The organism is Nocardioides scoriae, assembly GCF_900104965.1.
Taxonomy (GTDB): domain Bacteria; phylum Actinomycetota; class Actinomycetes; order Propionibacteriales; family Nocardioidaceae; genus Marmoricola; species Marmoricola scoriae.
Genome location: NZ_LT629757.1, coordinates 2,613,149 through 2,628,783 on the forward strand (window position 1 = coordinate 2,613,149; position 15,635 = coordinate 2,628,783).

Genomic DNA, 15,635 nt, shown 5'->3' on the forward strand with positions numbered 1-15,635 from the left:
CCGCGGCGTGCGGGTGGATCAGACGGCCGCGCGGCCGACGCTCTGCTCGTGCTCGACCTTGGCGGTCTCGAGCAGCTCGCGCCACGAGGTGACGTTGGGCCGCTTGCGCAGCAGCGCCCGGCGCTCACGCTCGGTGAGGCCACCCCACACGCCCCACTCGATCTCGTTGTCCAGCGCCTCGGCCAGGCACTCGGCGCGCACGGGGCACGCCCCGCACACGACCTTCGCCTTGTGCTGCTCCGCGCCGCGGACGAACAGCTCGTCCGGCTTCGCGGTCTTGCACAGCGCCACGTTGGCCCACATCTCGTTCCAGGACATGTCCCCTCCAAGTTTCAGGTCCTGGGCTTTGTACGGTCCGCACCAATACGTCCGTTTCCACCCAGAAACAGACTAAAGAGAACGGGAGACTCGAAACAGACACAGAGGGGGCAATCTCGTATAGCCCAGATGGACTAGATCAGTTGAGACGCACGGTCGGGTTTGGATGCCCCTCCCGTAGGGTTGTGATATGTCGCGACGCCGTCCCCACGTCACGTTCGGCTCGGTCGTCTCCCACCTCGGGGTGATCGTGGTCGTCTCGGTGGTCCTGGGAGTCCTCACCGCTGGCCTGGCCGTCCCCGTCGTCGGGGCCCTCGGTCTCGGCACCAAGGCGGCGGCCGACTCCATGAAGAACCTGCCCGAGGAGCTCAAGGCCGAGCCCCTGGCCCAGCGCACCCGCGTGCTCGACTCCAAGGGTGACGTGATCGCGACGTTCTACGCCGAGAACCGCGTCAACGTCGAGCTCTCCGAGGTCGCGCCGATCATGCGCCGGGCGATCGTCGCCATCGAGGACTACCGCTTCTTCCAGCACGGCGCCCTCGACCTCAAGGGCACGCTGCGCGCCTTCGTCAACAACCAGACGGGCGACAGCACCCAGGGCGGCTCGTCGATCACCCAGCAGATGGCCAAGATGACGCTGCTGACCCAGGCCAAGACCGACGAGGCGCGGGCTGCCGCCACGGAGAACACCTACCAGCGCAAGATCCAGGAGCTGCGCCACGCGATCGCCTTCGAGGAGAACTACTCGAAGAGCTGGATCCTGGAGCGCTACCTCAACCTGGCCTACTTCGGCGACGGCGCCTACGGCATCCAGGCCGCCGCCCGCCACTACTTCTCGGTGCCGGCCTCGGAGCTGAACGCCAAGCAGGCCGCCACGCTGGCCGGCCTGGTGAAGAACCCCGTCGGCTTCGACCCGACCCGCTTCCCGGACCGGACCCGCGCGCGCCGCGACGTGGTGCTGCAGCGGATGGGCGAGCTCGACGTCATCACCCCCGCCCGGGCCGAGAAGCTCAGCACCCAGAAGCTCGGCCTCAAGGTCAGCCGCACCCGCAACGGCTGCCTCGGCACGCAGGCGCCGTTCTTCTGCGACTACGTGCGCCGCTACCTGCTGGCCGACCCCGCGCTGGGCCGCACCGTCGCCGACCGCGATGCGCTGCTCAAGAACGGCGGCCTCACCATCAAGACGACGCTGGACCTCGACTACCAGCGCGCGGCCGACGCCGCGACCGCCGACGCGGTCGACCCCACCGACACCGCCATCGGCGCCCTGGCGATGGTGCAGCCCGGCACCGGCGAGGTGCGGGCGGTCTCGCAGAGCCGCCCCATGGGCCGCGAGAAGTCCAAGGGCGAGACCTACCTCAACTACGCCGTCGACACGCAGTACGGCGACGCCAACGGCTTCCAGGCCGGCTCGACGTTCAAGGCGTTCGTCCTGGCCGCGGCCCTGGAGCAGGGCATCCCGGTCTCGACGACGATCAACTCCCCCGAGACCATCAGCATCCCGCAGAACCGGTTCTCGACCTGCGAGGGCCAGTACCCCATCACCTCGCCCTGGGAGCCCAGCAACAGCACCACGAGCGGCAGCAAGAACCTCACGACCGGCACGCGCGAGTCGGTCAACACGTTCTTCGCCCAGCTCGAGGAGCGCACCGGCCTGTGCGAGCCCTACGCCCTGGCCAAGGCGATGGGCATCGACCTCACCGACCCGGGCCTGGAGCGGGTGCCGTCCTTCGTGCTCGGCATCGCCGACACCAGCCCGCTCGAGCTCGCCACGGCGTACGCCACCTTCGCGGCCCGCGGCACCCACTGCGACGCCCGCCCCGTGACGCAGGTGCTCAACAGCGACGGCAAGGTCTTCAAGGACTACCCCGCCAAGTGCGAGCAGGTCATCAAGCAGTCGACCGCCGACAACGTCAACGCGATCCTGCGCGGCGTGCTCCAGCCCGGCGGCTTCGGGCAGGCGCTCGCCCTCGACAAGCCCAGCGCCGGCAAGACCGGCACGATCAACAGCAACATGGCCGTGTGGTTCGCGGGCTACACCCCGACCATGTCGACGGCCGCGATGATCGCGGGCGCCGACCAGGACGGCAACTGGGTGACGCTCAACAACCAGACCGTCGGCGGCAGCTACGTCTACTCCGCCGCCGGCTCGACGCTGGCCGGGCCGATGTGGGCCTCGGCGATGCGGGCGATCTCGGGCGGGCTGCCCTACGAGGACTTCACGACCCCCAGCAGCACCCCCGAGGCCCCGATCCAGGTCGGCATCGACGACGTCAAGGGCCTCAAGCCCGAGAAGGCCGCCGAGCTGCTCTCGCTCGAGGGCTTCCTGGTCTCGATCGGCACCCCCCAGCAGTCCGACGAGCGCAAGGGGCGGGTCGCCGGCACCAGCCCCAGCGCGGGCATGGCGGCTCCCCGGGGCACGGCGATCACTATCTATCCCTCGGCCGGCTGAGGCCCGCCGCCGTCGGGCGGCGACCCGGAGCCTGTCCGTCCCCGCGGAGGTCGCCCTGGCGACCGTCTCGAAGGGCCGTCAGCCGACGAGCTGGCGGCGGACCTCGCCCGCGACGGCGCCGCCGTCGGCGCGGCCCTTGGTGCGCGGCGTCAGCACGCCCATCACCTTGCCCATCGCCCGCGGGCCCTCGGCGCGCACGCCGAGCTCGTCGATGGCCTCGGTGACGAGCACCTCGATCTCGGCGGGCGTGAGCTGCTCGGGGAGGTACTCCGAGATCACGGCCGACTCCGCGCGCTCCTTGGCGGCCTGCTCGTCGCGACCGGCGTCGGCGAAGGCCTCGGCGGCCTCGCGACGCTTCTTGCCCTCGCTGGTGAGCACCCCGAGCACGTCCTCGTCGGTCAGCTCGCGGTGCTCCTTGCCGGCGACCTCGGCGTTGGTGACGGCGGTCAGCACCATCCGCAGGGTCGAGGAGCGCACCTCGTCACGCGCCTTGATGGCGGTGGTGAGGTCGCTGCGGAGCCGCTCCTTGAGAGTCATGCCGGCCATTGTGGCAGCCTGACCGCATGCAGCCGACCTCGATGTCCCTGGCCCGCGCGGCCGGCCTCACCGTCGGGGCCGGGGCGCTCGCGGGGGCGGCGACGCTGGCGTGGGCGGCCGGCGTCGAGGTCCGCAGCTTCGTGGTGCGGCGCGTGGAGGTGCCGGTGCTGCCGCCCGGCCACCGCCCGCTGCGGGTGCTGCACGTCAGCGACCTGCACCTCACCCCGTCGCAGGGCGTCAAGCGTCGCTGGATCGCCTCGCTGCGCGACCTCGAGCCGGACCTGGTGGTCAACACGGGCGACAACCTGGCGCACATGGAGTCGGTCGGCCCGCTCCTGGAGGCGTTCGGCCCGCTGCTCGACGTGCCGGGGGTCTACGTCTTCGGGTCCAACGACTACTTCGCACCCAAGCCCCGCAACCCGCTGTGGTACCTCTTCCCCGACGACGGCCGCCGCAACACCGCCACGCCGCGGCTGCCCCACGGCGACCTGCGCGACGCCTTCGACCGCCACGGCTGGCTCGACCTGACCAACACGACCGGCCGCCTGACGGTGGGCGGGACCACGCTGGCGTTCGCCGGCGTCGACGACCCGCACCTGGAGTACGACGACCTCGCCGCCGTCGCCGGCCCCGCCCCCGCGGACGCCGACCTGCGCGTGGGCGTGGCACACGCGCCGTACCTGCGGGTGCTCGACCAGTACGCCCGCGACGGCTACGAGCTGACCGTAGCCGGCCACACCCACGGCGGCCAGGTCTGCCTGCCGTTCGCCGGTGCCCTGGTCACCAACTGCGACCTCGACCGCGCCCGCGCCAAGGGCCTGCACCGCCACCCGGCCGACTCCTCGCCCGGTGACCCGGGGTCCTCGTGGCTGCACGTCTCGGCGGGCGCCGGCACCTCGCCGTACGCCCCGGTGCGGCTGTGCTGCCGCCCCGAGGCGACCCTCGTGACGCTGCTGCCGCGGCTCGCGTGAGCGCCTCGCCGACCGAGGACCGACCCCGATTCGGCGCACGGCCGGGGCTTGTATAGACTCGCGCAGGCTTCGGGGTGTGGCGCAGCTTGGTAGCGCGCGTCGTTCGGGACGACGAGGCCGCAGGTTCAAATCCTGTCACCCCGACCAGGCTCACCAGCTCCCGGATCCGCTGCGGCGGGTCCGGGAGCTGACTGCTTCCCGGGGGTGGTGCGGGCCCTCGGCAGGCGCGATCCACGGACCGGACGTCTTCCCCGGAACCCGGCGCCTGCCCGTGCCCCCGTGGCACGATGCCGCCATGGCGTCAGGACCAGACAGCGACGGTGACGACCGGACCGAGGCCAAGCTCGAGATGCCGTCGTTCTTCGGTCGCAGGAAGAAGCAGCGGGACGCCGAGCCGACCCCGCCGACGCCGCCGGAGCACGACGAGGGTGCGTCGGCGGCCGCCGAGCCCGCCCCCACCCAGCCGCTGCGCGTCTCCGACCGGGCCCGCCGCGTCCCGCCCGTGCCGCCGCCGCCCGCCTCCACCCGTCCGGCGTCCGTGGAGCCGGACCCCGCGGCACCGGAGCCGACGGCACCGGTGGCCCCAGCGGCCGCGTCCTCCACCACCCCGGCTCCCACACCCCCCGCTGCCCCGCCGGCCCCCCGGCGCCGCCCCGCGGCTGCGTCGGCGCCCGCGCCCGCGCGGCCGGCCGCGCGCACGGCCCCCGAGACGCCCGCTGCCGCCGGCACCCCGACGACCGAGACCCACCCGGGGCCGGAGATGAGCTGGACGGAGGAGACGACCGTCCTGACGGCGCCCCGTCCGCCGGCGGACGACGTGGCCACCGACCCGGACGGGTCCGAGGGTGACGGCCCCCGTCGGTCGCGCCGTCCGCGGCTGCCGGCGGGCGGCGTACGACTGCCGGCGGTGCCGATCCGCCTCGCGGCCGCCCTCACCGGTGTGGTCGTGGCGCTCATGGGCGTCGGGCTGGCCTGGCTGTCGCTGCAGGGCTGCGCGCTGGTGCGCGGCGTCTCCAGCTGCGGCGGCATCGGCCTGCTCGCGCTGGCCGTCATCGTGGTGGCCGAGATCGTGGTCGGCGCGGCGCTGCTCAGGGCGTTCCGCTCGGCGACCCCGCTCAGCACCAGCATCCTCGGGGTCGGCCTGGTGGCCGTGGTGGGGCTGCTGCTGCCCTACGGCTCCCTCAGCTCGCCCTGGATGACCCTGGTGCTGCCGCTGGTCACCGCCCCCGCGTTCGTCGTCGCCCAGGCCACCGCCGACGCCCGGGTGGACCTCGGCGACTGACGCCGCCTCGCAGGTCCACACCGGTCGGGCCCCCGGCCGCCGGTGGCCCCGCTCTCAGCGAGCCGCGAGCAGCTCGGCGATCTGGACGGTGTTGAGGGCGGCGCCCTTGCGGAGGTTGTCGTTGCTGATGAACAGCGCGAGGCCGCGGTCGTCGGGGACGCCGGGGTCGTGGCGCAGCCGGCCGACGTACGACGGGTCCTGGCCGGCCGCCTGGAGCGGGTTGGGGATGTCGCTCAGCTCGACGCCCGGGGCGCTCGCGAGGATCTCGCGGGCGCGCGCGACCGGCAGCGAGGACGCGAACTCCGCGTTGATCGCCAGCGAGTGGCCGGTGAAGACGGGGACGCGGACGCAGATGCCGGAGACGAGCAGGTCCGGCAGGCCGAGGATCTTGCGCGACTCGTTGCGGAGCTTCTTCTCCTCGTCGGTCTCGTCGAGGCCGTCGTCGACGATCGAGCCGGCGAGCGGGACGACGTTGTAGGCGATGGTGCGCTGGTACTTGTCCGGCGCGGGGAACTGGACGGCCGCGCCGTCGTACGCCAGCTCGCGGGCCTTCTCCCCCGCGGCCTCGACCTGGCCGGCGAGCTCCTCGACGCCGGCGACGCCGGAGCCGGAGACGGCCTGGTACGTCGAGGCGATCAGGCGGGTGAGGCCGGCCTCGTCGTGCAGCGGCTTGAGGACCGGCATCGCGGCCATCGTGGTGCAGTTGGGGTTGGCGATGATGCGCCGGCCCGAGAGCGCCAGCTCGATGGCCTCGGGGTTGACCTCGCTGACGACCAGCGGCACGTCGGCGTCCATCCGGAAGGCCGAGGAGTTGTCGACCACGACGACGCCGGCGTCGGCGAACCGCGGCGCCTGGGCGCGCGAGGTGGTGGCACCGGCGCTGAACAGCGCGATGTCGAGACCGGCCGGGTCGGCGGTCGCGGCGTCCTCGACGGTGACCTCGCGCTTCCCGAAGGGCAGCACCGTGCCGGCTGAGCGGGCCGAGGCGAAGAACCGGACCTCCTCGGCGGGGAAGCCCCGCTCCAGGAGGATCTGGCGCATGGCGACGCCCACCTGGCCGGTGGCGCCGACGATCCCGATGCGAGCCACGTCAGCGCCCCGATCCGCCGTAGACGACGGCCTCGACCTCGTCGGCGTCCAGGTCGAACGCCGTGTGGGTGGCGGTCACGGCCGCGTCCACGTCGCCCTCGTCGACGACCACCGAGATCCGGATCTCCGAGGTGGAGATCATCCCGATGTTGACGCCGGCCTCGGCCAGGCAGTTGAAGAACTTCGCCGTCACGCCGGGGTGCGAGCGCATCCCCGCGCCGATCAGCGAGACCTTGCCGATCTTGTCGTCGTAGATCAGCGAGTCGAAGCCGATGGCGCCCTTGAGCGCGTGCAGCGCCTGCATCGCGGTCTGGCCGTCGGTGCGCGGCAGCGTGAAGGAGATGTCGGTCAGGTTGGTGGAGGCGGCCGAGACGTTCTGGACGATCATGTCCAGGTTGATCTGCGCCTTCGACAGGGCGTCGAAGATCCGCGCCGCCTCGCCCACCTTGTCGGGCACGCCGACCACGGTGATCTTGGCCTCGCTGCGGTCGTGCGCGACGCCGGAGATGATGGCTTGCTCCATGGTGGCCTCCTGGGACAACGGGTCGTCGATGCTGCCCGACACGACGGTGCCGTGCAGCTGGCTGAAGGACGACCGGACGTGGATGGGGATGTCGTAGCGACGGGCGTACTCGACGCACCGCAGGTGCAGGATCTTGGCGCCGCAGGCAGCCAGCTCGAGCATCTCCTCGTAGGTGACGCGCTCGAGCTTGCGGGCCGACGGGACGATGCGCGGGTCGGCGGTGAAGACGCCGTCGACGTCGGTGTAGATCTCGCAGACGTCGGCGTCCAGCGCCGCGGCCAGCGCGACGGCCGTCGTGTCGGTGCCGCCGCGACCCAGGGTGGTGATCTCCTTGGTGTCCTGGCTGACGCCCTGGAACCCGGCCACGATGACGATGTGGCCCTCGGCGATGGCGTCGGTGATGCGGCCGGGGGTGACGTCGATGATCTTGGCCTTGCCGTGCACCGAGTCGGTGATGACGCCGGCCTGCGAGCCGGTGAAGGACCGGGCGGTGAAGCCGAGGTCGGAGATGGCCATCGCGACCACGGCCATCGAGATCCGCTCGCCGGCGGTCAGCAGCATGTCGAGCTCGCGCGCCGGCGGCACCGGGCTCACCTTGCTGGCCAGGTCGAGCAGGTCGTCGGTGCTGTCGCCCATCGCCGAGACGGCGACCACGACGTCGTTGCCCTGCTTCTTGGCCTCGACGATGCGGCGGGCCACGCGCTTGACGGCGGCGGCGTCGGAGAGGGAGGACCCGCCGTACTTCTGCACGACGAGGCCTCGGCGTGAGACCTGCTCGGCCACGTCACTGCCCACGGGGATGCCCTTGCTGCTCGACTGCTGGGACGGTGGTCCGACCTGCGGACCAGCGACGATTCTACGGGGCGTCAGCGGGTTGGCGTGCCCGCGTCCATCCCCGCGTCGGACCCCTCGGGAGCACCGACCAGCGCGTCGGCGGCCTCGATCTGCTCGCCCTCGAACTCCAGCTCGCGGTCGAGCCGGTCGTGGGCCACCACGGAGTGCAGCGCACCGAGCACGCCGCACGCGCTGGTGCCCCAGGAGGAGAGGTAGGAAAACTGCCACCACCACAGCGCCTCGGTGACGTCGCCGTTGCGGAAGTGGCGCAGGCCCAGTGCCACGTCGTAGGCGATGCTCGCCAGGTCGTCCGAGAGCTGGCTGGGGAAGGTCTCGGGGTCGTAGGGCTCGAAGTTGTGGCTGTAGGTGTCGATCTCCCCCAGCACGTCGGCGAGCCGCAGCCGCATCGCGTCGAGGTCGGGGTCGGGCCCGACGTCAGGCTGGTACTCGGTCGTGGTCTCGAAGTCGATCTGCGCCCCGAGCCGGGCGCCGGCCAGCAGCAGCTGGCTGACCTCCAGCAGCAGCAGCGGCACGGCGGCACCGGCCGCCTCGCCGCGCGAGATCGCCTGCAGGCCCACGAGGTAGGTCTCGCACGCGTCCGCGATCTGCTGCGCGAAGTCCAGGTGCTCCTCGGTCTCACTCACCGGCGTTGCGCCTCCCAGCGAAAGCTCGTCCCAGGGTGACCTCGTCGGCGTACTCCAGGTCACCGCCCACCGGCAGTCCACTCGCCAGACGCGTGACGCGCAAGTCGAGGGTCTTGAGGAACCGCGAGAGGTACGCCGCGGTCGCGTCGCCCTCGATGTTGGGGTCGGTGGCCAGGATCACCTCGGTGACGGTGCCGTCGGCCAGGCGCCCCATCAGCTCGCGGATGCGCAGCTGGTCGGGACCGATGCCCTCCAGCGGCGAGATCGCCCCGCCCAGCACGTGGTAGCGGCCGCGGAACTCACGGGTGCGCTCGATGGCCACGACGTCCTTGGGCTCCTCGACCACGCAGATCAGCGTCGGGTCGCGGCGCGGGTCGGCACAGATGCGGCACTGCTCGGCCTGGGAGACGTTGCCGCACACCGAGCAGAAGGTGGCCTTCGCCTTCATCTCGAGCATGGTCTCGGCCAGGCGGCGCACGTCGACCGGGTCGCTGGCCAGCAGGTGGAAGGCGATCCGCTGCGCGCCCTTGGGGCCGACGCCGGGGAGCCGGGCCAGCTCGTCGATCAGGTCCTGGAGGACGCCCTCATACACCGAAGCCGCCCGGTCGCCGGGGCTCGTCGTCGGACGCCCCGCCGGGCAGGGCCCCACCCGGCTGGCCGCCGAGGCCGCCCAGGGCGTCCCCGAGGTCCATGCCGCCACCGGCCAGCGGGCCGAGCGCCTGCGCCGCGAGGGCGTCGACCTGGCTCTTGGCGTCGCGGTACGCCGCCACGACGAGGTCGCCGAGGTCGGCCAGCGCCTCCGCGTCGGTGCCGCCCACCGCCTCGGCGGTGAGCTCGACGCCGGTCAGGTCGCCCGTGCCGCTGAGGGTCACCGTGACGCCACCGGTCGAGCCGCTCACCGAGGTCTCGGCCAGCTCCTCCTGCGCGGCCATCAGCTGCGACTGCATCTGCTGGGCCTGCTCGAGCATGGCGTTGAGGTCGAAGCCGCCGCCGAAGGGGTTGTCGGTCATGTGGTCGCTCCCGGGAGGGGTGGGGCTGGGCCGCCGGTCGGCGGCCCAGGTCGTGCGTCGAGGTCAGCTGTGCGGGATGTCCTCGATCACCGTGGCGCCGAGCTCGCGGGCCAGCAGCTCGGTGGTGTCGATGCCGTGGTCGGCCGACCCGGGGTCGTCGCGGTGGACGTCGGCGTCGAGGTCGGGCCCGGCCGGGCCCGTCGGGGCGCCGGCCGTGCCGGGGTCGCGGGTGGCCGCGATCCGGGCCCGAGCCTGCTCGCTCGCCGCGTTGCGGGCCGAGGGCGACGGGGCGGCGCCGCCGGGGGCGTCGCCCCCGCCCAGGTCGGGAGGACCGTCGCTCGGCGGCGGCTCCTCGTCGGGCGGCGGGGCGTCGGGCACCGCCGGGCGGGTCACCCGGTGGGCGGTGTGCACGCCCGGCTCGGCCGAGGAGTCGACGGCCGTCTCGATCTTCCAGTCGGCCCCGACCATGTCGATGGCCGCCTGGCGCAGGATCTCCTCGCTGCCACCACCGAGGAACGAGTCGCGGGCGCCCGCGGTCTTGAAGGCGATCGTGAGGCTGTTCCCGTCGACCCCGATCACCTGGGCGTTCTGGCTGAGCAGGATCCAGGTGAAGCGACGCATCCGCTTGACCTGGTCGAGCAGGTCGGGCCACAGCCGGCGCACGTCGCCGAGCGAGAGCTGGCCGGGAGCGGCCTCGGCGGCCGGCGCGGCCGGCTCCGGTGCGGCCGGCTCCGGGGTGGGACGGACGGGCTGGACGGGTGGCGCGGACGGCGGGGCCTCGGGCGGCGCGACGGGCGCCGGGGCCTGGGCGGCGGGCGCGGGCCGGACCTGCTCGGGCCGGACCTGCTCGGGCCGGACCTGCTCGGGCCGGACCTGCTGGGGCCGGACCTGCTCGGGCTGGCTCTGCTCGGGCCGGCGGTCGACCTGCGGGGCCGGGGGGCGGCCCGTCGGGACGCTGAGCGGGCCGGACCCGGCGACGTCGAGGCGGCGCTCGAGGCGGTCCATCCGCGAGAGCAGCCCGAGCTCGGCGTGGTCGACGCCGGGGAGCAGCACCTTGGCGCACAGCAGCTCGAGCAGCAGCCGCGGCGTGGTCGCCCCCCGCATCTCGGTCAGCCCGGCGGCGACCAGGTCGGCGGCGCGCACCAGCTCGGCGCGGCCGAACCGCGCCGCCTGGGCGGTGAGCCGCTCGGCCTGGTCCTGGGGCACGTCGATGAGCCCCGAGGTGTGGGCCTCGGGCACGGCGGCCACGATCACCAGGTCGCGCAGCCGGCGCAGCACGTCCTCGGTGAAGCGGCGGGGGTCCTGGCCGGTCTCGATGACCTTGTCGACGACCCCGAACACGCCCGCGCCGTCCTGGGCGGCGAACGCGTCGACCACCTCGTCGAGCAGGTTGTCGGGGGTGTAGCCCAGCAGCCCGGTGGCGATCTCGTAGGTGACGCCGTCGGGGCCGGCACCACCCAGCAGCTGGTCGAGCACCGAGAGGGAGTCGCGGGCCGAGCCGGCGCCGGCGCGGACGACCAGCGGCAGCGCGGCGGGGTCGATCGTGACGCCCTCCTGGTCGCAGAGGCCGGCGAGGTAGTCCGAGAGCACCCGCGGCGGGATCAGCCGGAAGGGGTAGTGGTGCGTGCGCGAGCGGATGGTCGCGATGACCTTCTCCGGCTCGGTGGTGGCGAAGATGAACTTGAGGTGCTCCGGGGGCTCCTCGACCAGCTTGAGCAGGGCGTTGAAGCCCTGCGAGGAGACCATGTGGGCCTCGTCGATGATGTAGACCTTGTAGCGGCTGCTGACCGGGGCGAAGAACGCCCGCTCCCGCAGGTCGCGGGCGTCGTCGACGCCGCCGTGGCTCGCCGCGTCGATCTCGATGACGTCGATCGACCCGGGACCCCCGCGGGCCAGGTCGCGGCACGACTGGCACTCCCCGCACGGGTCGGAGATGGGGGCGCGCTCGCAGTTGAGCGCGCGCGCCAGGATCCGGGCGCTGGTGGTCTTGCCGCAGCCGCGCGGTCCCGAGAACAGGTAGGCGTGGTTGACCCGGTTGTTGGCCAGCGCCGCGCGCAGCGGCTCCGTGACGTGGTCCTGCCCGATCACCTCGGCGAACGTCTCCGGCCGGTAGCGGCGGTAGAGGGCGAGGGAGGCTTGCACGCCTAGACCCTAACTTTCGGCGCCGACAGGACAACGGGGGTGCTCACCCTCGGCCCCCGGCCCGCCGTCCCGGAGACGCGAAGGCCCCCCGTGCACCCGGAAGAGCCCACCTGCCCTTGCTGCCTTCCGGCCCTGGGGGAGTTCAGTGAGGTACCGCCGCACGGGGGGTTGTCGAGGAGTCTAGGAGGTCGATTTCGCAGACGCGAATCGGCCCCTGTAGCCTCTCCGGCGGAGGATTCGCCTAGTGGCCTATGGCGCTCGCTTGGAAAGCGGGTTGGGTTAACAGCCCTCAGGGGTTCGAATCCCCTATCCTCCGCCGCTCCGCTCTGCGGACCCGCCGGGTCGACCACGTCGGCCCGGCGTCTGCGTTCCCGGAACAGGCCCGCAGGTCCTCCGGCACCGTTCGCGGCCCGCAGCCGTGGGTACCTCGGTCCCGACGGCGTCCGCCGTCGCGTGAGGAGGCGTCGTGCCGGTCTGGGCCCAAGCCGGCGGCTACGGCCTGCTCGCCGGGGGTGCCCTCGTGCTCGGCGCCCTGGTCGCGTGGTTCGTCACGCTCCCGCGGGCGGTGGTCGCCTCGGTGATGGCCTTCGGTGCGGGCGTGCTGATCTCCGCGCTCGCCTACGACCTCGTCGACGAGGCGGAGACCACGGGCGGTCTCGGACCGACCCTGGCCGGGTTCCTCGGCGGCGCGGTGGTCTACGTCCTGGCCAACGTGGCGCTGGCCAGGCGCGGGGCCCGCCACCGCAAGCGCTCCGGGGACCAGCAGCCCTCCGAGCGGGACCACGGCGGCAGTGGCGCCGCGATCGCCGTGGGGGCGCTGCTCGACGGCATCCCCGAGTCCGTCGTCCTGGGGCTGACGCTGCTCTCGGGCCAGGGCGTCGGCGTGCCCGTGCTGGTGGCGATCTTCCTGTCCAACCTCCCGGAGGGCCTGTCCAGCGCCGCCGGCATGAAGCGGTCGGGCCGCAGCGCGACGTACGTCTTCGGGGTGTGGGTGGGCATCGCCGTGGCCAGCGGCCTGGCCGGCCTGGTCGGCGTGCTGCTCCTGCAGGACGCCGGGCCCGCCACGATCGCGGTCATCACCGCCGTCGCCGCCGGCGCCATCCTGGCCATGGTCGCGGACACCATGATCCCGGAGGCCTTCGAGCGCACCCACCTCTACGCCGGCCTGCTGGCCACCCTCGGCTTCGCCCTGTCCTTCGCCATCGAGCGCGCCGGCTGAGGCGCTCGGGGCCCGCGCGTGCGGTGGTCCCGAACGGGTATGGGGCCGGCACCCCATCCCGACGGCCAGGAGACGCCATGAGCGACGGTCCCGACAGCGAGCACCAGCGTCCCGACGGCGTGGACGACGACACCGTCACCGCCCTGGACACCTTCACCCGCGCGCTCGAGACGATCGAGGTCGCCCGCGGCCACCTGCTGCAGTTCCACCGCCTCACCGGCACGGGCGACACCCAGCTGCGCGAGTCGGTCGAGCAGCTGCGCGCCGCCGGGCACGCCGACCTGGCCGACCGCGTCGAGCACGACCTGGTGGGCCGCAACGTCCTCGAGGGCCGCTGGACCTTCCAGGTCGTCGAGGAGTACGACGACACCTACTTCTCCGTGTGGCGCGACCTCGAGCGGCAGGCCCGCGACGAGCTGGTCGGCGGTCGCCGCCACCTGCTGGAGGCGGAGATGAAGGAGGACCACCGCACCCACGGCCACCCCCACCACACCGCCCGCCCGACGACCGGGTCGTGAGGGCGAGGGGGCGCCCTGGCGCCCCCGGGGACTCACGACCCGCCGACGCGCTCCCGCAGGCCGGCCGCGAGCCCGACCACGGTGACGTGGTCGAAGGCCCCGCCCACCGCCCCGGCCAGCCGGACGTGCCGCACCGGGCCGAGCCGCAGCCGCAGGTGCACCCGGGTCGACCCGGCCGGCGCAGGGCGCAGCGCCAGGCACCAGGTCAGCCGGGTGCGGCCGCGGGTCGAGGAGTAGAGCAGGTGCTGCCCCGCCACCAGCTCCTCGACGGTGAAGGTCGCGTCGCGCCCTCCCCAGTCGGGCACGACGTCGCCGACGGCCAGTCCCTGGTGGGCCAGGTCGATCCAGCGCAGGCCGCGCCGCGACGGCGGCACCAGCCGCTCGACCGGGCGCGGGAGGTACCACCCCGCCCGGCGCTTGCCCAGCTGCACCAGCCACGGCCAGACCGCGTCCGGGGGCGCCGGCAGCGTGAAGGCCCGGTCCATCACCACGTCGGCCGCCACGAGGTCGTCCCCGGGCAGCGCCGCCGACCGCTCGGCGGCCGTGGGCTCCACGGCGCTCACGCGGGCACGTGCGGGTCGGCGGGCACGGCGCCATCGTGCCAGCCGGGCGCCGGTGGCGGGGACCCGTCACTCCCGCCCCGCCCGCGCGTACGACGAAGCGCCGGGGGTACGGACGGCCCACGAGCTCGAACCTGAGGGTCCGGCACAGACCAGCAGGCTCGCGTCGTGACCGCACCGCAGCCTCTCGGGAACGCCAGGGCGCTGCGGCGACCACGCGAGACCTGACGAGAGACGTGCCATGCAGCTGAGCAGACGAACCTTCCTCGGGGCCACCGGCCTGGCCACGGCCGCACCGCTGCTGTCGAGCTGCGGCTTCTCGACCGGCGGCTCGCAGGCGAGCACCGACGCGATCACCTTCACCACCTGGGGCACCGACGCCGAGCTGGCCGGCTTCCGCAGCGCGATCCAGCGCTTCGAGAAGGCCAACGACGGGGCGAGGGTGACCCTCAACGCCGTGCCCTACGAGCAGATCTTCACCAACGTCGACGCGCAGATCCAGGCCGGCAACCCGCCCGACGTGTTCCGGGTGCCCTACTACTCCTTCGGCCGCTACGCCGGCGCCGGCCAGCTGCTCGACCTCACGCCGCACCTCGAGGACGGCTTCGCGGACCGGTTCACCCCGCAGGCCTGGTCGGCGGTGCAGAACGACGACAAGCCGTACGGCGTGCCCCACCACACCGACACCTCGGTGATCCTCTACAACACCCGGCTGCTGCGCGAGGCGGGCGTGACCGACGTGCCGACCACGATCGAGGACGCCTGGACGTGGGACGAGCTGGGCCAGGTGGCCACCCGGCTGCGCTCCTCGCTGCCGCAGGACCGCTACCCGATGATCTACAACTGGCAGGGCAACGGCGTCACCCGCTGGCTGTCGTGGCTCTTCGAGGCCGACGGCCGCTTCCTGGCCGAGGACCTCACGACGCCCGCGATCGACTCCGAGGCCGGACGGGCCGCCGTCGACTTCACCCGGAGCTTCTTCTCGAAGGGCTGGGTGCCGCCGAACAGCTCGGTCAAGGCCACGACGTACGCCGCGGACACCTGGTTCGCCCAGACCGCCGCCATGACCTGGGGCGGGGCCTTCCTGCTGCCCGACGCCGACAGCGCCCTCGACTTCGAGTGGGGCGCGACCTACTCGCCCCGGCGCGACCGCTCGGCCGGCGACTTCGGCGGCAACGCCCTGGTCGTCACCAAGGACGCGAAGCAACCCGAGCTGGCGGCGTCGTTCCTGGCCTCGGTCACCGAGGCCGAGCCGATGCGCGACTTCTGCCAGAGCGCCTCGCTGCTGCCGACGCGGGCCGACCTCGCCGGGTCGGGCATCACCTTCGACGTGCGCGGCGACCTGTCGGAGGTGTTCGTGGGGCAGGCCCGCTCGGTGCTCCCCCGCGACTCCGGCCAGGTGGCCTCGCCGTCGATGGCCGAGATCATCACGGTGCTCCAGGACCAGCTCGAGCGGTCCTTCGTCGGCGGCCAGGGCACGGCCGCGACGCTGCGGGCGATGGCCTCGGGCATCGCCGAGGCGACGAAGGCGTGAGC

Annotated in this window: 15 protein-coding genes, 2 tRNA genes and 1 other RNA gene; 8 read left to right on the forward strand and 10 right to left on the reverse strand. The window is 73.3% G+C overall.

Going from position 1 to position 15,635, the window contains the following annotated elements:
• Window positions 1-18: 18 nt before the first annotated feature.
• Entirely contained in the window at window positions 19-318 is a 300-nt protein-coding gene (locus tag BLU55_RS12500; RefSeq protein ID WP_091730194.1) for a WhiB family transcriptional regulator, read from the reverse strand.
• Between the two features lie 190 nt (window positions 319-508).
• Between BLU55_RS12500 and BLU55_RS12505 the strand changes: the two genes are divergently transcribed.
• Window positions 509-2,770: a transglycosylase domain-containing protein gene (locus BLU55_RS12505; RefSeq protein ID WP_091730197.1), complete on the forward strand. Its 2,262-nt coding sequence runs from the start codon at window positions 509-511 to the stop codon at window positions 2,768-2,770.
• Window positions 2,771-2,848: 78 nt separating this feature from the next.
• Here the strand turns inward: BLU55_RS12505 and BLU55_RS12510 are convergent, their stop codons facing one another.
• Window positions 2,849-3,316 (reverse strand): GatB/YqeY domain-containing protein, encoded by a 468-nt coding sequence (locus tag BLU55_RS12510; RefSeq protein WP_091730199.1) that lies wholly within the window; start codon window positions 3,314-3,316, stop codon window positions 2,849-2,851.
• Between the two features lie 17 nt (window positions 3,317-3,333).
• Between BLU55_RS12510 and BLU55_RS12515 the strand changes: the two genes are divergently transcribed.
• The 3 genes from BLU55_RS12515 (at window position 3,334) to BLU55_RS12525 (ending at window position 5,560) form a co-directional block, all read left to right on the forward strand.
• Window positions 3,334-4,278, forward strand: coding sequence for a metallophosphoesterase (locus tag BLU55_RS12515; protein WP_231916857.1), 945 nt, complete (start codon window positions 3,334-3,336; stop codon window positions 4,276-4,278).
• A 70-nt stretch (window positions 4,279-4,348) separates the two neighbouring features.
• Window positions 4,349-4,425, forward strand: a tRNA-Pro gene (locus BLU55_RS12520).
• A gap of 148 nt (window positions 4,426-4,573) precedes the next feature.
• A complete protein-coding gene (locus tag BLU55_RS12525; protein WP_091730202.1) occupies window positions 4,574-5,560 on the forward strand; it encodes a hypothetical protein in 987 nt (328 codons plus the stop codon).
• Window positions 5,561-5,614: 54 nt separating this feature from the next.
• Here BLU55_RS12525 and BLU55_RS12530 read toward each other — a convergent pair whose 3' ends face one another.
• From BLU55_RS12530 to ffs, 7 genes are all read right to left on the reverse strand, one after another.
• Window positions 5,615-6,601, reverse strand: coding sequence for an aspartate-semialdehyde dehydrogenase (locus BLU55_RS12530; RefSeq protein ID WP_231917180.1), 987 nt, complete (start codon window positions 6,599-6,601; stop codon window positions 5,615-5,617).
• Window positions 6,602-6,650: 49 nt separating this feature from the next.
• Window positions 6,651-7,967, reverse strand: coding sequence for an aspartate kinase (locus tag BLU55_RS12535; RefSeq protein WP_231916858.1), 1,317 nt, complete (start codon window positions 7,965-7,967; stop codon window positions 6,651-6,653).
• Window positions 7,968-8,038: 71 nt separating this feature from the next.
• On the reverse strand, window positions 8,039-8,650 hold the full coding sequence (locus BLU55_RS12540; RefSeq protein ID WP_091730208.1) for a DUF5063 domain-containing protein: 612 nt from the start codon (window positions 8,648-8,650) through the stop codon (window positions 8,039-8,041).
• On the reverse strand, window positions 8,643-9,242 hold the full coding sequence (gene recR / locus BLU55_RS12545) for a recombination mediator RecR (protein WP_091730211.1): 600 nt from the start codon (window positions 9,240-9,242) through the stop codon (window positions 8,643-8,645). Before recR ends, BLU55_RS12540 begins: the two co-directional genes overlap by 8 nt.
• On the reverse strand, window positions 9,235-9,660 hold the full coding sequence (locus BLU55_RS12550; protein ID WP_091730214.1) for a YbaB/EbfC family nucleoid-associated protein: 426 nt from the start codon (window positions 9,658-9,660) through the stop codon (window positions 9,235-9,237). Before BLU55_RS12550 ends, recR begins: the two co-directional genes overlap by 8 nt.
• A gap of 63 nt (window positions 9,661-9,723) precedes the next feature.
• Window positions 9,724-11,802 (reverse strand): DNA polymerase III subunit gamma and tau, encoded by a 2,079-nt coding sequence (locus BLU55_RS12555; protein ID WP_197680977.1) that lies wholly within the window; start codon window positions 11,800-11,802, stop codon window positions 9,724-9,726.
• Between the two features lie 79 nt (window positions 11,803-11,881).
• An RNA gene (gene ffs / locus BLU55_RS12560) (signal recognition particle sRNA small type) lies at window positions 11,882-11,972 on the reverse strand.
• Window positions 11,973-12,032: 60 nt separating this feature from the next.
• On the opposite strand from ffs, the gene BLU55_RS12565 reads away from it, so the two are divergent.
• The 3 genes from BLU55_RS12565 to BLU55_RS12575 all read left to right on the forward strand — a co-directional run bounded on the left by BLU55_RS12565 (window position 12,033) and on the right by BLU55_RS12575 (window position 13,539).
• Window positions 12,033-12,118 (forward strand) — tRNA-Ser (locus BLU55_RS12565).
• 150 nt (window positions 12,119-12,268) lie between these two features.
• On the forward strand, window positions 12,269-13,021 hold the full coding sequence (locus tag BLU55_RS12570) for a ZIP family metal transporter (RefSeq protein WP_091730218.1): 753 nt from the start codon (window positions 12,269-12,271) through the stop codon (window positions 13,019-13,021).
• Between the two features lie 77 nt (window positions 13,022-13,098).
• Window positions 13,099-13,539: a hypothetical protein gene (locus BLU55_RS12575; protein ID WP_091730220.1), complete on the forward strand. Its 441-nt coding sequence runs from the start codon at window positions 13,099-13,101 to the stop codon at window positions 13,537-13,539.
• Window positions 13,540-13,571: 32 nt separating this feature from the next.
• Here BLU55_RS12575 and BLU55_RS12580 read toward each other — a convergent pair whose 3' ends face one another.
• The gene (locus BLU55_RS12580) at window positions 13,572-14,102 is read right to left on the reverse strand and encodes a hypothetical protein (RefSeq protein ID WP_091730223.1); all 531 of its coding nucleotides are present in this window, start codon (window positions 14,100-14,102) and stop codon (window positions 13,572-13,574) included.
• A gap of 238 nt (window positions 14,103-14,340) precedes the next feature.
• Between BLU55_RS12580 and BLU55_RS12585 the strand changes: the two genes are divergently transcribed.
• On the forward strand, window positions 14,341-15,633 hold the full coding sequence (locus BLU55_RS12585) for an ABC transporter substrate-binding protein (protein ID WP_091730226.1): 1,293 nt from the start codon (window positions 14,341-14,343) through the stop codon (window positions 15,631-15,633).
• Window positions 15,634-15,635: the final 2 nt, after the last annotated feature.

What these genes read in the sequence shown, in the direction of transcription:
- BLU55_RS12505 (WP_091730197.1), top strand. Translation starts at nt 509, where the DNA reads ATGTCGCGACGCCGTCCCCACGTCACGTTCGGCTCGGTCGTCTCCCAC.
- BLU55_RS12530 (WP_231917180.1), bottom strand. Translation starts at nt 6,601, where the DNA reads ATGCGCCAGATCCTCCTGGAGCGGGGCTTCCCCGCCGAGGAGGTCCGG.
- BLU55_RS12550 (WP_091730214.1), bottom strand. Translation starts at nt 9,660, where the DNA reads ATGACCGACAACCCCTTCGGCGGCGGCTTCGACCTCAACGCCATGCTC.
- BLU55_RS12515 (WP_231916857.1), top strand. Translation starts at nt 3,334, where the DNA reads ATGCAGCCGACCTCGATGTCCCTGGCCCGCGCGGCCGGCCTCACCGTC.
- BLU55_RS12575 (WP_091730220.1), top strand. Translation starts at nt 13,099, where the DNA reads ATGAGCGACGGTCCCGACAGCGAGCACCAGCGTCCCGACGGCGTGGAC.
- BLU55_RS12500 (WP_091730194.1), bottom strand. Translation starts at nt 318, where the DNA reads ATGTCCTGGAACGAGATGTGGGCCAACGTGGCGCTGTGCAAGACCGCG.
- BLU55_RS12585 (WP_091730226.1), top strand. Translation starts at nt 14,341, where the DNA reads ATGCAGCTGAGCAGACGAACCTTCCTCGGGGCCACCGGCCTGGCCACG.
- BLU55_RS12510 (WP_091730199.1), bottom strand. Translation starts at nt 3,316, where the DNA reads ATGGCCGGCATGACTCTCAAGGAGCGGCTCCGCAGCGACCTCACCACC.
- BLU55_RS12525 (WP_091730202.1), top strand. Translation starts at nt 4,574, where the DNA reads ATGGCGTCAGGACCAGACAGCGACGGTGACGACCGGACCGAGGCCAAG.